Raw genomic sequence first — 14,765 nt, 5'->3', positions numbered from 1 at the left:
GAGATCAGGCGTCGAGCGCCTGGCGAATCTCCGCGATGAAATCAGTCAAGTATTGTACCGCTTGTTCGCGAGGTGCTTCTTCAAGCAATTGCACAATGCGGGATCCGATGACCACCGCATCCGCCACACCGCTGATCGCACGTGCCGTTGCAGCATCACGAATGCCGAACCCGACGCCCACCGGCAGCCGCGCGTGCTGGCGGATTTGCGGGATGCGTGCCGCCACAGCGTCGAGGTCGATGGTGGCCGCGCCAGTCACGCCTTTGAGCGACACGTAGTAGATGTAGCCACTCGCCACGCGCGCGATCTGCGCGATACGCGTTTCGGTGGACGTGGGCGCCAGCAGGAAGATCGGATCAATGCCAGCGGCGCGCATGGTGTTGGCAAAAGCCTCGCACTCTTCGGGCGGATAGTCGACCACGAGCACGCCGTCCACGCCGGCTTCGGATGCAGCTTTGGCAAAAACCTCCACGCCCATGCGCTCGATCGGGTTGGCGTAGCCCATGAGCACCACGGGCGTCGTTGAATCGGTGGTGCGGAATGCACGCACATACTCCAGCACCGTGCGCAGACCGACCTTTTTGGCCAATGCGCGCTCCGAAGCACGCTGAATAACTGGGCCGTCCGCCATCGGGTCGGAGAACGGTACGCCCAGTTCGATGACGTTGGAACCGCCCTTGACCAGCGCGTGCATCAGGTCGACGGTCATCTCGGGGTACGGATCACCCGCCGTGATGAACGGAATCAGGCCCTTGCGGCCCTGTGCGGACAACTGCGAAAAAGTTTGAGCGATGCGGGACATAGGGGGATCAGGTTTCAGGCGACCTTGATAGTCTCAGGCGCCTGCGATTCAGTCGGTTGGACGTTGGCGGCAGCGGCGGCATGCACAGCAGCCACCCGCTCGCGCGCCACGCGGCAATAGTCGGCATTGATCTCGAAGCCGGCGAAGCGGCGGTCAAGCCTTGCACACGCGGCCGCCGTGGTGCCGCTGCCCAGGAACGGGTCCAGCACCAGACCGCCCGGCGGGCAGCTTGCCAGAATCATGCGTTCCACCAGTTCCAGCGGCTTTTGGGTTGGATGCTCGGCGCGCTCCGGGTCTTGCCGGTGCAGGCGCGACACGCTCCACACGTCCTTCGGGTTATAGCCGACTTCCAGCCACTTCTTGCCCTCGAAACGCTTGCGGCTGCGCGCTTTTTTCGTCTCGGCATCGTACGGAATGCGCACGGCGTCGACATCGAAGTAGTAATCGCGTGAAGCGGCAAAAAAGCCGATGTTGTCGTGCACCGACGAGAACTTGCGCGTGCTGCCGCCCATACTCGGCACTCGGCGGTCCCAGATGATCTCGTTGACCATCGTGAGGCGCCGCTTGAGCATCACGAACAGTTCCGGCGCGTATTGCCACGTGCAAAACAGGTAGAACGATCCGTTGCGCGCCAGCTTCGGCCGCACCGCATCGATCCAGCGTTCGGACCAGGCGAGGTATGCATCGCCCGACAGTTTGTCGGAGTCGTTGCCGTAATCCTTGCCCAGCCCGTACGGCGGATCGGCGATCACGAGGTCCACACTGCCATCGGCCAGATGCTCGACCCCGGTAATGCAGTCCTCGTTGAAGATGCCGTCGATGGCGCGCTCGGTCATGCGTGTGCCAGTGCCGTTAGAGTTTGATGCCGGAAAATTCGGCGACGGTATGCATATCCTTGTCGCCACGGCCGGACAGGTTCACCAGCAGGATCTTGTCCTTGGGCAGCGTCGGCGCCAGCTTGCACGCATACGCCAGCGCATGGCTCGATTCCAGCGCCGGGATGATGCCCTCCATGCGGCACAGGTCGTGGAAGGACTGCAGCGCTTCCTTGTCGGTAATGCCGACGTATTCCGCGCGCCGCACGTCCTTCAACCAGGCGTGCTCCGGACCGACACCCGGATAATCGAGCCCGGCCGAGATCGAATGCGTCTCGATGATCTGGCCGTCTTCATCCTGCAGCAGATAGGTGCGGTTACCGTGCAGTACGCCCGGTGAGCCGCCCGTAAGCGACGCGGCGTGGCGACCGGTCTCGATGCCCTCGCCCGCCGCCTCCACGCCGATCAGCTTCACGTCGGTGTGGTCAATGTACGGATAGAAGATGCCCATGGCGTTGGAGCCGCCGCCCACACAGGCGATCACCGCGTCCGGCTGGCGGCCGGTCATCTCCGGCATCTGCACTTTGCATTCCTCGCCGATCACGGCCTGGAAGTCGCGCACCATCATCGGATACGGGTGCGGGCCTGCCACCGTGCCGATGATGTAGAAGGTGTCGGCCACGTTGGTCACCCAGTCGCGCATCGCTTCGTTCAGCGCGTCCTTGAGTGTGCGCGAGCCCGACTCCACCGGCACCACGGTCGCGCCCAGCAGCTTCATGCGGTAGACGTTGGCGGCCTGGCGGCGCACGTCTTCGCTGCCCATGTAGACGACGCATTCCATGCCGTAGCGCGCGGCAATCGTGGCGGTGGCAACACCGTGCTGGCCGGCGCCCGTTTCGGCAATCACGCGTGGCTTGCCCATGCGGCGCGCGAGCAATGCCTGGCCGATCACGTTGTTCACCTTGTGCGCGCCGGTGTGGTTCAGGTCCTCGCGCTTGAGGTAGATCTGCGCGCCGCCGCAGTGTTCGGTCAGGCGGCGTGCGTGATAGATGGGCGACGGCCGACCGACGAAATGCTTCAGCTCGTATTCGTATTCCTTGATGAACTCGGGATCGTGCTGATAGCGCGCATAGGCGTCGCGCAGCTCATCCAGCGCGTGGGACAGCGTTTCGGCAACGAAGGTGCCGCCGTAGGGGCCGAAATGGCCGTGGGCGTCGGGCAGGTTGTACATGGCAATCTCTCGAGGCGTCCGCCGAGGTCAGGGTGAAGCCCCCGTCGGCGGAGATATTCAGGAAGGCGTGCGTCACGAAAGACCTGCCGGATCGGCTCAGGCCTGCACCGATGCAGCCAGGGCTGCATCGGCCTCGCGGACCGCACGCACAAATGCGGTCATCCGGGCGTGGTCTTTCACGCCCCGTGCGGCCTCGATCCCGCTGCTGACGTCAACAGCGTATGGCCGCACGCGTTCAATCGCGCCAGCGACGTTTTGCGCGCTCAACCCACCACTCAAAACGAGCCGAGGAGCGGCGCTTGTGGTTGGCAAGGATGGCGATTGCGGGAGCCATTGCGGAGGAATGAGAGTCCAGTCGAAGACGTGGCCGCCGCCGCCATACCCCTCAACAAATGCGTCGAGCAGCAGGCCTTGAGCAGCGGCAAACCGATTGCCGAATTCTACCAAATCGGCCCCGGGCTGAACACGCAGGGCACGCAGCCACGGCAGCCGCACCTTCGCTGCAACCTCGGCGCACAGCTCTGCCGGCTCGTCACCGTGGAACTGAAGCAGCGTAAGCGGCACTTTGTCCAGCACACGCGCCACGTCGTCCGCGCTGGCGTTGACGAACAGGCCCGTCACGGTGACGAACGGACCGGCGCGGCGAGCCAGCTCGGCAGCGCGTTCGGTGGCGACGTAACGCGGGCTGGGCGGATAGAAGACGAGCCCGATCGCATCGGCGCCGAGCTCGACGGCGTGGTCGACGTCGGCCGGCTGGGTCAGGCCACACAGCTTGATACGGGTACGGTGCAACGGCATGGTGGAAGCGGAGTTCACGGGCCGACGTGTTCGTCGAACACGCCACGAAACAGGCTGGACGATGCCGGAGATGCCGGCAACGAGAAGACATCAGGATAGCCGACCTCGGCCAGATACAACCCGTCGGGCATGAAGGTCGGGGCGGCGGCGACGCGGCTGCGTGCTGCCAGTACATCGCGCATCCAGGAAGATGGTTGCCGGCCCCGCCCGATCGCCACCAGGCAGCCCATGATGTTGCGCACCATGTGGTGCAGGAATGCACTGCCACGAATACGGACGAATACCCACTCGCCCTCGCCTCGCACCTCGATCGAGTACATCGTTTTGACGGGCGACTTGGCTTGGCATTCGGCCGCGCGGAACGACGAGAAATCGTGCTCACCGACCAAGACCTGCGCAGCCTCGTTCATGGCTGCCACGTCAAGCGCTTGGCCAGGCGGCAGCATCACGTAGCCGGCCTTGTCTTCGAGCAATGGTGCGCGCGTCGGGCCGAAGGTCAGCGCGTAGTAATACGTGCGGCGATGCGCGGAGAAGCGCGCGTGGAAGTCCTCCGGCATTTCCTGCGCCCATCGCACGGCCACCGTGGGGGGCAGAAACGCGTTGGTGCCGCGCACCCACGAAAACGGCTCGCGCACGAGGTCGGTATCCAGGTGGACGACCTGGCCCAGCGCATGCACACCCGCATCGGTGCGGCCGGCCACCGTGGTCGGGAGCGCCACGCCGGCAAACTGTCGCAGGGCCGCCTCCAGTGCGTCCTGCACGGTGTTGCCGTGCGGCTGCGATTGCCATCCCGAAAACGCGGCACCGTCGTACTGAATGCCAAGCGCGATGCGCGTCATGCCGTGTGAATCCCCATGCGGAAAGAAAAACGCCGGCAGGATACCACCCTGCCGGCGCTGTCGATGGCGTAAAACGCGTTGCGTCAGCCGATCTGGCGCATCAAGGCTTGCGCCTCGGCGTGGAACGACGGATCGCCCAAATCCAGCACTTCCTGCAGCAGTTCGCGTGCGCCTTCCTTGTCGCCAATCTCGATGTAGGCCTTGGCCAGATCGAACTTGATCTGCAGATCGCGCACACCGTCGGCACCGTGCTCACCGGACAGCGTGTGCGGCAGGTTGGTGTCCAGGCGGATAGCCGATTGCGGTTCGTCGTTCGCGACTTCCGCGTGCTCTGCGTGGTGCGGCTCGGATTCGAAGTGCATCGGGGCCTGCGACAGGTCGGTCGGCTGAGCCCAGCTCGGCAGGCTTTCCTCTGCAGCAACCGAGGCTGCCGGAGCAGCCGTTTCTGCGGCAGGCGGCGTCGGGTTCAGATCCAGCGACAAGTCCGACAGGTCCATGTGCAGCGGGGGCGCGGCGACGGGCTGATAAGCCTCGCCAGCGTGCGCGTTGAATTGGGGCAGGTCCGCTTCAGGTTCGGCATGCACCTTGAAGATGTCCGAGGCTTCTTCGGGCGCAGTGATCGGCTCCCCTGCTGCCGGCGCCGGGAACGACTCTAGCGGCAGATCGAAATCGGCCAGTTGCGGCGCTTTGGTCGACGGTGCGGACGGGTCCAGATCCGGAGACAGCGTGGTCCAGTCGTCCCCGCGACGGGTGGTTTGACCGGTCACCGTCGGGCTGAAGGCCTCGGCAGCCACTGCGGCGCCCACACCGGCCAGGGCAGCGGCACCTGCCACTGCGGCGCCAGCGTGACTCGGTTCCGCATGGGCTTCGGCACCAACATGGCTCCCATCACCCTGCACCGTCAGGTACAGCGGGTTGGCGGGATCAAACTTGCGGCCCATCGCAGCCGCCTCTGCCCATTCCGACGAGGCCGCGCCGACTTGCGCCAGCATCTCTTCAGCAATGGTCTGGAAGCCATGGGCGTCCTGACGATTGGCGTAAATTTCCATCAACTTCAGACGAATGGCTTGGCGCTCCGGATGCTGCTCCAGAGCCTCGCGCAGGATTTCTTCGGCTTGTACGTCGCGACCGTAGGCGATGTAGACATCGGCCTCGGCAATCGGGTCGACTTCATTGCTCTCGTTGCCGCCACCAATGCGGAAATCCGCACCGAACACGCTGTGCTGCGAAGTGTCGACGCTTTGACCACCGGCCGCGCCAAATAGCGAGTTGGCACCCGCCATCACAGTGCTTTCCTGCGACAGCAGGCTGTCCTGGAAGCCATGCGCCTGCTCAGGCTTCTGCTGGCGACGGCGATACACCACCAGACCACCCAGCAGGGCGACCACCAAGCCACCCAGGCCCAGAGCCATCGGGTTGCCCAGCAGCGACGAGAGGAACGATTCTTCCTGGATCGGCGGCGGCGGGGCCACAACCACGGGCGCCTTCTTCGGCGCGGCAGCGGGAGCCGACGCAGCAGCAACCGGTGCGCTGGCAGTTGCTTGCGGTGCAGAGGCTGCCGCCAACGGCGCCGATGCGGCCTCCGGTGCGGAAGCCGACGCTGCAGCCGTCGCCGACGAAGCCGGGGCGGCGGCCGTTTCCGCCGGCGCAGCGGCAACAGGGGCCGGGGCAGACGTGGACGCTGCTGACGGTGCGGGAGCGGGCGCATTGGCAGCCGCCACTGCCGGAGCCGCCGTCGACGGTGCAGCACCAGCGGCCGGCTTGGCAGCGCTGGCGGCCTTGGCCAGTTCAGCGTTCTTCAATTCAACCAGGCGTTGCATGTCAGAGAGATTCTTCTCCAACTGTGCAACGCGTGACTCCATCTCCTTGAGCGCGCGCTCCTTGGCGACGAGTTCCTCGTCGCGGGCGGCTGCCGCGCCAGCCTTGCCGGCACGGTCAGCCTTGGACAGACGCAATTCGTCACGGCCGCTGGCAGCGGGCGTAGCTTGATCCTGCACACGGGCCGACACGCTGCCGCTTTGCTGGCGGGCGGAATCGGTATCCGTGGCCGCGTTGGCTTCCGCTGCCGTTGCGAGGCGATTGCGGTAGCCAGCGAAGCCGGACGTTTGCGCAATGACCTCGCGGCGTGCTTCACGCGCAGGCGTTTTCTGCGCTTCGGCCTGCGACGGCACTTTCAGCACCGAACCGGTGCGCAGCCGGTTGATGTTGCCGCCAATGAAAGCGTTGGGGTTGTTCCGATACAGGGCAAGCAGCATCTGGTCGAGCGACACGGCATCCTGACCTTGAGCGGCCGTCGATGCCACGTCATACAGGCTATCGCCGCGCTGCACGGTGTACGAGCCACCAGGCGTAGCGTCCGGCGCGGCAGCAGCAGGAGCAGCTTGCTGGGCACGCGCGGCTTGGCGAGCAGCACGGGGCTGGCGTGCCGGTGCCGGTGCGGCCGCAGTCGGGGCTGCAGCTTGCGGTTGAGCTGCCGAGGCAGCCGACGTCGATTCAGCGGCGCCCGGCGTGGTGGCCTGCACCACCGGCGTCGGCGCGAAATTCTGTGCGGTATTGCTGGAGCCCACCGGGTCCAGCAAGAACGTATAGGCGCGCGAAACGTGGCCGCTCGCCCAGTTCAAGTCGACCAGAACATCAACGAACGGCTCGGCGACGGGCTGCGTCGAGCGCAGACGCACCACGTAGTTACCATTCGACTGGCGCTCCAGCGAGGCACGCAGCGAGGAGACGATCGGGTTGTAGGTCAGGCCGGCACGCGAATAGGCATCCGGCGCGGCCAGTTTGGCGACCAGGTTTTGCGCCTCTTCGGGCGTCACGCCGGTTAGATCGATTTCGGCCTGCAGCGGCTGGCCGAGGCTGGAACGCACGTGCAGCGCGCCGAAACCGGCCGCTTGCGCAGCGGGCTGAATCAGCAGCAGGCTCGCCGCAGCAAACGCGACGGCCGACCAGCGAGGACTGCGATGGGACGATTCTCTCCGGCGGTATTGGCTCACCCTCACCTTCGACTCCGTTATCTTTTAATGTGCAAACGAACTTAACATCAACGAGTTAGCGCAGCAAGTTCACCCAAAAAGTGAAATGCTGGATAAGAACCGCCGTCAATCTTTATGAAAACGACACAATTGGCGAGATTCTGAAGCACCCGACGTACCCCCCGGAATGCGTGTGCTTCATGCGGCGCTACCCCTTCCCCGTGCCCCGTCCACCCCACGAATGGGCGGACAGCGTTCCGGCCGCTATTGTGTACCAACGTTACAGACCGTGGGCGTCCAGATGGCACAACGCCGCGCAGGCCGCGCGGCGTTGGTAGAAAAAGCGCACTTTCTGTTGTCAGGCCGCAACGACAGCCGTCGATGCCCGGTCTGACAAGGAAAGCAAAGGCCGAATCACTTGCCCAGCAGGATACGCAACGTACGGCGCAGCGGCTCGGCGGCGCCCCACAGAAGCTGATCGCCGATCACGAAGGCGCTCACATACTCGGGCCCCATGTTCAGCTTGCGCACACGGCCCACGCCGATTTCCAGGCCACCCGTGATGGAAGCCGGCGTCAGTTCCTTCTCGGTGATGCTGCGGTCGTTCGGCACCCACTTCACCCAGGGGTTGCCCGAGCGGATGATCTGCTCGATTTCGTCGAGCGGCAGGTCGCGCTTGAGCTTGAGCGTCAAGCCCAGGCTGTGGCAGCGCATCGCGCCGATCCGCACGCACAGGCCATCAACCGGAATCGTCTGCGCCGTGCCCAGGATCTTGTTGACCTCGGCCTGACCCTTCCACTCTTCCTTGGACTGACCGTTGTCGAGCTGCTTGTCGATCCACGGGATCAACCCACCAGCCAGCGGCGCCGGGAAGAATTCGGTCGGCACGTCTTCGCGGATGGTCTTGGCAACCTTGCGGTCGATGTCCAGGATGGCGGAGGCCGGGTTGGCCAGCTCATCGGCCACAGCACCGTGGATCACGCCCATGCCCTTGAGCAGTTCGCGCATGTGGTTCGCACCACCGCCCGAGGCTGCCTGGTAGGTCATCGAGCTGACCCATTCGACCAAGCCTTCGCGGAACAGACCGCCCACGCCCATCAGCAGGATGGAGTTGGTGCAATTGCCACCGATGAAATTCTTGGTGCCGGCCGCCACCGCATTCTTGATGAGCGACAGGTTGACCGGGTCCAGCACGATCACGGCATCGTCTTCCATGCGCAGCGTCGAGGCGGCGTCGATCCAGTAGCCATTCCAGCCGGCCGCGCGCAGCTTCGGGAAGACTTCGGTCGTGTAGTCGCCGCCCTGGCACGTGATGATCGTGTCGCACGCCTTCAGCGCTTCGATGTCATTCGCGTCGGCCAGGGGCGCATCCGTCTTGGCGAATGCGGGTGCCTTGCCGCCAGCGTTGCTGGTGCTGAAAAACACGGTGTCGATCAGGTCGAAATCCTTTTCTTCCTGCATGCGCTGCATCAGCACGCTACCGACCATGCCGCGCCAACCGACGAGACCTACCTTCATGATTGTGAACCTCTAGTGATTTTCCCCGCCTCGGTCGCCCGGCGTGACCGCGCGGGGAAGGCGAACGGGCACGACGGACGATCTACGAGATCGTTTTTTTGGTAATGATTTTCGTGGTCGTGCGAATCTCGACAGGCGTCATGCGAGTGCGCGCGGCGGTGCCCTTGGCGGCAATGGCCAGGGTGCCCAGAATGCCCAGTACGAGGACGGGGAGCGCGATCGAGATCATCTGCAAAAATATACACGATTTGGCGGCCACACAATGCACTGCAACATGTGTCCACCGAAAAAACGACGATTGCGGTGCCGCATGTGATGGCACCGCAACGCATGGTTTGATTTACAAGGCAGCGACCACCGCGTCGCCCATCTCCACAGTGCCGACCTGCTTGCAGCCCGGCGTCAGGATGTCGCCGGTCCGGTAGCCCTGTGCCAGCACCTTCTTGACAGCCGTTTCGATGCGATCAGCCTGCTCGGCCTTGTTCAGCGAGTAGCGCAGCATCATCGCCGCCGACAGGATAGTCGCCAGCGGGTTGGCAACGCCCTTGCCCGCGATGTCCGGCGCGGAGCCGTGCGACGGCTCATACAGGCCCTTGTTGTTCGCATCGAGCGACGCCGACGGCAGCATGCCGATCGAGCCCGTCAGCATGGCAGCCTCGTCCGAAAGGATGTCGCCGAACATGTTGCCGGTAACGATCACGTCGAAGTTCTTCGGCGCCTTCACGAGTTGCATGGCCGCGTTGTCGACGTACATGTGCGACAGCTCGACTTCCGCATATTCCTTGTGCACATCGGTGACGATGTCCTTCCAGAACTGGAATGTCTCAAGCACGTTGGCCTTGTCGACGCTGCACAGCTTCTTGCCGCGCTTGGCGGCAGCCTGGAAGGCGACGTGCGCGATGCGGCGGATTTCCGGCTCGGCGTAGCGCATCGTGTCGAAGCCTTCGCGCGCACCGGCAAACGCGCCGTCCGGGGCCGAACGCACGCCGCGCGGCTGGCCGAAGTAGATGTCGCCGGTCAGTTCGCGCACGATCAGGATGTCGAGGCCGGAGACGATCTCGGGCTTCAGGCTCGATGCGCCGGCCAGTTCCGGATAGCAGATCGCCGGACGGAAATTGGCGAACAGCTGCAGGTGCTTGCGCAAGCCGAGGATGGCCTGCTCCGGGCGCAGCTCGCGCGCCAGCGTGTCGTACTTCCAATCGCCCACGGCGCCGAACAGGATGGCGTCAGCCTCCTTGGCGAGCTTGAGCGTGTCTTCCGGCAGCGGATGGCCCTTGGCCTCGTAACCGGCGCCGCCCACCGGGGCGAATTCCATCTCGAAGGGCTCGCCCAATACCTTGAGCACCTTCACGGCCTCGGCGACGATTTCCTTGCCAATGCCGTCACCCGGCAACACTGCAATCTTGGTCATGTAGTTGTCCTTGTTGTTCTGGTATCCGCTCAGCCGACGAGCTTGTGCGCGAGCCACGGCATCCTGGCCAAGCGCTGCGCTTCGTAAGCCTTGATCTGGTCGGCGTAGCGCAGGGTCAGACCGATGTCGTCGAAGCCGTTGAGCAGGCAGTATTTGCGGAACGCCGTGATGTCGAATGGGTACGCCGTACCGCCCGGCGTGACGACGATCTGCTTGTCCAGATCGACAGTCAGCTGGTAGCCGGTAAAGGCTTGCGTCTCGTTGAACAGATGGTCGACTTGCGACTCTGTCAGCACGATCGGCAGCAGGCCGTTCTTGAAGCAATTGTTGAAGAAGATGTCGGCAAAGCTCGGCGCGATGATGGCGCGGAAGCCGTACTGCTGCAGCGCCCACGGCGCGTGCTCACGCGAGCTGCCGCAGCCGAAATTCTTGCGCGCCAGCAACACCGAGGCGCCCTTGTAACGCGGCTGGTTCAGTACGAAATCCGGGTTCAGCGGACGCTTGCTGTTGTCCTGCCCAGGCTCGCCGACGTCCTTGTAGCGCCACTCGTCGAACAGGTTCGGGCCGAAGCCCGTGCGCTTGATCGATTTGAGGAATTGCTTCGGGATGATGGCGTCGGTGTCGACGTTTTCGCGGTCGAGCGGCGCCACGAGGCCGGTGTGGATGGTGAATTGTTCCATGATTGCTCTCTCTATCCTGCCGCTCAAGCGAGCTTGCGCACGTCAACGAAGTGGCCTTCCAGCGCAGCCGCAGCGGCCATCGCCGGGCTGACCAGATGGGTGCGGCCACCCGCGCCCTGACGGCCTTCGAAGTTGCGGTTGGACGTGGATGCGCAGCGCTCGCCCGGGTCGAGGCGGTCGGCATTCATTGCCAGACACATCGAGCAACCCGGCTCGCGCCATTCAAAACCCGCCGCCTTGAAGATCTTGTCGAGCCCTTCGCGCTCGGCCTGTTCCTTCACGAGGCCCGAGCCCGGCACGACCATCGCCAGCTTCACGTTCGAGGCAATGCGCTTGCCCAGCTTCTGCACGACCCACGCGGCAGCGCGCATGTCTTCGATGCGGCTGTTGGTGCACGAGCCGATGAACACCTTGTCGATGTTGATGTCGCTGATGGCGACGTTCGGCTGCAGGCCCATGTATTCGAGCGCACGCTCCATGGCGTTGCGCTTGTTCGGGTCTTTTTCCTTTTCAGGATCCGGCACGCGGTCTTCAATGCTGACCACCATTTCCGGCGACGTGCCCCAGCTCACCTGCGGGCGAATCTCTTCAGCACGCAGCTCGACCACCTGATCGAAGTGCGCACCTTCGTCGGAATGCAGCGTGCGCCAATAGGCGACGGCCTGTTCCCACTCCACGCCCTGCGGCGCGAACGGACGACCCTTGATGTATTCGAGCGTGACATCGTCCACGGCGACCATGCCTGCGCGTGCGCCGCCTTCGATCGCCATGTTGCACACCGTCATGCGGCCTTCCATCGACAGCGCGCGGATGGCCGAGCCACCGAATTCCATGGCATAGCCCGTGCCTCCGGCCGTACCGATCTTGCCAATGATGGCAAGCACGATGTCCTTGGCGGTGCAGCCGCGCGGCAGCGTGCCTTCCACCTTCACGAGCATGTTCTTGCTCTTCTTGGCGAGCAGCGTTTGCGTAGCCAACACGTGCTCGACTTCCGACGTGCCGATGCCATGCGCAAGCGCGCCAAACGCACCGTGCGTGCTGGTATGCGAATCGCCGCACACGACTGTCATGCCAGGCAGCGTCGCGCCCTGCTCCGGCCCGATCACGTGCACGATGCCCTGACGCTTGTCATTCATCTTGAATTGCGTGATGCCGTAGCTGTCGCAGTTGGCATCGAGCGTATCGACTTGCAGCTTCGAAACCGGATCGGCAATGCCGTGCGAACGATCGGTGGTGGGCACGTTGTGATCCGACACAGCCAGGTTGGCGCTGATGCGCCACACCGGACGCTCGGCCATCTTCAGGCCTTCGAAGGCCTGCGGGCTCGTCACTTCGTGCAGCAGTTGACGATCGATGTAGAGGACGGTCGTGCCGTCTTCTTCGGTATGAACGACGTGATCGTCCCAGAGTTTGTCGTAGAGCGTCTTGGCCATGATGCGATCCGTGCACAACGCGCCCTTTCTTATTTCAGGGCCGCCGCGCGAGCAGTTTCGTGGGGAGTGATCGATTATGCCACCCGGTGCATTGGGCACCGGACGTGACTGACGAAAGGGGGTTTCGCCATTATGCGAAAGCCCTTCTGGCGGCTGCGGGCAACAAAAAGCCCCGCTGGTTTCCCGAGCGGGGCTTCTGTAAAGCAAACAGCCTGGCTTAGCGCTTGTCGATCGACGGCACTTCGCGGGTTGCAGCACCGTTGAACAACTGGCGCGGACGGCCGATCTTGTATTCCGGATCCGTGATCATCTCTTCCCACTGTGCAATCCAGCCCACCGAGCGGGCCAGCGCGAAGATGCAGGTGAACATCGAAGTCGGGATGCCCAGCGCGCGCTGAACGATGCCCGAATAGAAGTCGACGTTCGGGTACAGCTTGCGGCTGACGAAGTACTCGTCTTCCAGCGCGATCTTTTCCAGCTCCATGGCCAGCTTGAACAGCGGGTCGTTGTGCAGGCCCAGTTCGTTCAGCACTTCATGGCAGGTTTCGCGCATCAGCTTGGCGCGCGGATCGTAGTTCTTGTACACGCGGTGGCCAAAGCCCATCAGGCGCACGCCGCTGTTCTTGTCCTTCACCTGCTTGATGAACTCGGGCACCTTGTCGACGGTTCCGATTTCTTCCAGCATGTTCAGCGCAGCTTCGTTCGCGCCGCCGTGCGCCGGGCCCCACAGGCAAGCGATACCGGCCGCAATGGCAGCGATCGGGTTGGTGCCCGATGAACCGGCCAGACGCACCGTCGAAGTCGAGGCGTTCTGCTCGTGGTCTGCGTGCAGGATGAAGATCCGGTCCAGTGCCTTCTCCAGCACCGGGTTCACCTTGTAGTCTTCGCACGGCGTGGCAAACATCATGCGCATGAAGTTACCCGTGTACGACAGGTTGTTCTGCGGATAGATGTTCGGCTGGCCGATGTTGTACTTGTACGCCATGGCCACCAGCGTCGGCAGCTTGGCGATCAGGCGGATCTGCGAGATTTCGCGCTCGCGCGGGTCGTTGATGTTGGCAGCGTCCGGATAGAAGGCGCTCATGGCACCAACCAGGCCAGTCAGCACGGCCATCGGATGGGCGTCACGACGGAACCCGCGCAGGAAGAACTGCATCTGCTCGTGCACCATGGTGTGATTTGTCACCACATGGTTGAACTCTTCCTTCTGCTTGGCATTGGGCAGCTCACCCTTCAGCAGGAGATAGCAGATTTCCATGAAATCGCACTTGCTGGCCAGATCGTCGATGGCGTAGCCACGGTACAGCAGCTCACCTTTGTCACCATCAATGTAGGTGATCTTGGAATTGCACGACGCGGTCGACATGAAGCCGGGGTCGTACGTGAACTTGCCCGTCTGACCGTACAGCTTGCGAATGTCGATCACGTCCGGGCCAACCGTGCCCTTGTAGATCGGCAGCTCGACGCTGGGCGAGCCATCGGAAAACGATAGGGTGGCTTTCACTTCGGACGGCGTCATGTCGGTTTCCTTCTCTGCTGTTTATAAAAATAAAGTCGGGAGACTCCCGCCAGACGGATCAAGGGGCGCCGGCCGGGGGCGGCTGGACTGATTCGTCTTGCGGCAACCTCTCGCGCGCCGGTTTAGACCGAGCGCAGCAAGGTCAGGACGTGCTGGATGTGAGGCACGTCGAGTTCGCCCTCCGGCTCCTTGCGTGCAAGCAGGAGATCCATCAGGTCGTTGTCGGGTAGCTCGAACAACTGCGAGAGTGCGGCAACGTCGTCATCCGACAGTTCCGTCTCGTAGCGGTTGAAGAAGCGCTCGACGATGATGTCGTTCTCGAGCAGGCCGCGTCGGGCACGCCAGCGCAAACGGGCTCGCTTGTGCGGATCGGACTGATGGGAGAACGTCGGAGTGTTCACAGCAACCATACTTCCTAAAAATGCGTCGCCGGAGAAACCGCTCCGGCGACACACAATGCCAAAGTGCGCTGACTCGCGGCTTACACCGCGCGACGCACCATCAATTCCTTGATCTTGCCGATGGCCTTGGTCGGGTTCAGACCCTTCGGGCACACATCGACGCAGTTCATGATGGTGTGGCAGCGGAAGAGGCGATACGGATCTTCCAGGTTGTCCAGGCGCTCGCTGGTGGCCTGATCGCGGCTGTCGGCGATGAAACGATACGCCTGCAGCAGACCGGCGGGGCCAACGAACTTGTCCGGGTTCCACCAGAACGACGGGCACGACGTCGAGCAGCTCGCGCACA

At 63.4% G+C, this 14,765-nt stretch carries 14 protein-coding genes; all 14 read right to left on the bottom strand.

Annotated features, from left to right (window positions below):
• Positions 1 to 4: 4 nt before the first annotated feature.
• On the bottom strand, positions 5 to 802 hold the full coding sequence (gene trpA / locus ACU8YE_RS19385; RefSeq protein WP_414560777.1) for a tryptophan synthase subunit alpha: 798 nt from the start codon (positions 800 to 802) through the stop codon (positions 5 to 7).
• Between the two features lie 14 nt (positions 803 to 816).
• Positions 817 to 1,638 (bottom strand): DNA-methyltransferase, encoded by an 822-nt coding sequence (locus ACU8YE_RS19380; RefSeq protein WP_232040401.1) that lies wholly within the window; start codon positions 1,636 to 1,638, stop codon positions 817 to 819.
• Between the two features lie 16 nt (positions 1,639 to 1,654).
• Positions 1,655 to 2,848, bottom strand: a complete 1,194-nt coding sequence (gene trpB, locus ACU8YE_RS19375) for a tryptophan synthase subunit beta (RefSeq protein ID WP_232040402.1) — start codon at positions 2,846 to 2,848, stop codon at positions 1,655 to 1,657.
• Positions 2,849 to 2,944: 96 nt separating this feature from the next.
• Positions 2,945 to 3,664 (bottom strand): phosphoribosylanthranilate isomerase, encoded by a 720-nt coding sequence (locus ACU8YE_RS19370; RefSeq protein ID WP_316871356.1) that lies wholly within the window; start codon positions 3,662 to 3,664, stop codon positions 2,945 to 2,947.
• Positions 3,661 to 4,485, bottom strand: a complete 825-nt coding sequence (gene truA, locus ACU8YE_RS19365) for a tRNA pseudouridine(38-40) synthase TruA (protein ID WP_232040403.1) — start codon at positions 4,483 to 4,485, stop codon at positions 3,661 to 3,663. The genes ACU8YE_RS19370 and truA overlap by 4 nt, the downstream gene beginning before the upstream one ends.
• An 83-nt stretch (positions 4,486 to 4,568) precedes the next feature.
• The gene (gene tapV / locus ACU8YE_RS19360; protein WP_446929384.1) at positions 4,569 to 7,484 is read right to left on the bottom strand and encodes a FimV/HubP family polar landmark-like protein TapV; all 2,916 of its coding nucleotides are present in this window, start codon (positions 7,482 to 7,484) and stop codon (positions 4,569 to 4,571) included.
• A gap of 387 nt (positions 7,485 to 7,871) precedes the next feature.
• Complete coding sequence (gene asd / locus ACU8YE_RS19355; RefSeq protein ID WP_004634424.1) at positions 7,872 to 8,975, bottom strand: aspartate-semialdehyde dehydrogenase; 1,104 nt, start codon at positions 8,973 to 8,975, stop codon at positions 7,872 to 7,874.
• Between the two features lie 82 nt (positions 8,976 to 9,057).
• Positions 9,058 to 9,234: a hypothetical protein gene (locus ACU8YE_RS19350; protein WP_232040405.1), complete on the bottom strand. Its 177-nt coding sequence runs from the start codon at positions 9,232 to 9,234 to the stop codon at positions 9,058 to 9,060.
• An 81-nt stretch (positions 9,235 to 9,315) separates the two neighbouring features.
• Positions 9,316 to 10,386, bottom strand: a complete 1,071-nt coding sequence (leuB, locus tag ACU8YE_RS19345) for a 3-isopropylmalate dehydrogenase (protein ID WP_446929383.1) — start codon at positions 10,384 to 10,386, stop codon at positions 9,316 to 9,318.
• 29 nt (positions 10,387 to 10,415) lie between these two features.
• Positions 10,416 to 11,066: a 3-isopropylmalate dehydratase small subunit gene (gene leuD / locus ACU8YE_RS19340; RefSeq protein WP_260802259.1), complete on the bottom strand. Its 651-nt coding sequence runs from the start codon at positions 11,064 to 11,066 to the stop codon at positions 10,416 to 10,418.
• A gap of 23 nt (positions 11,067 to 11,089) precedes the next feature.
• On the bottom strand, positions 11,090 to 12,499 hold the full coding sequence (gene leuC / locus ACU8YE_RS19335) for a 3-isopropylmalate dehydratase large subunit (RefSeq protein WP_260802258.1): 1,410 nt from the start codon (positions 12,497 to 12,499) through the stop codon (positions 11,090 to 11,092).
• A 217-nt stretch (positions 12,500 to 12,716) separates the two neighbouring features.
• The gene (gene gltA / locus ACU8YE_RS19330; protein ID WP_232040409.1) at positions 12,717 to 14,018 is read right to left on the bottom strand and encodes a citrate synthase; all 1,302 of its coding nucleotides are present in this window, start codon (positions 14,016 to 14,018) and stop codon (positions 12,717 to 12,719) included.
• 122 nt (positions 14,019 to 14,140) lie between these two features.
• On the bottom strand, positions 14,141 to 14,428 hold the full coding sequence (locus tag ACU8YE_RS19325) for an FAD assembly factor SdhE (protein WP_009241006.1): 288 nt from the start codon (positions 14,426 to 14,428) through the stop codon (positions 14,141 to 14,143).
• Between the two features lie 71 nt (positions 14,429 to 14,499).
• Positions 14,500 to 14,765, bottom strand: a 266-nt coding sequence (locus ACU8YE_RS19320) for a 4Fe-4S dicluster domain-containing protein (protein WP_446929103.1), incomplete at its 5' end; no start/stop codon positions are given.

This window comes from Ralstonia sp. VS2407 (assembly GCF_052950655.1).
This window is presented reverse-complemented; position numbering and strand designations above follow the sequence as displayed.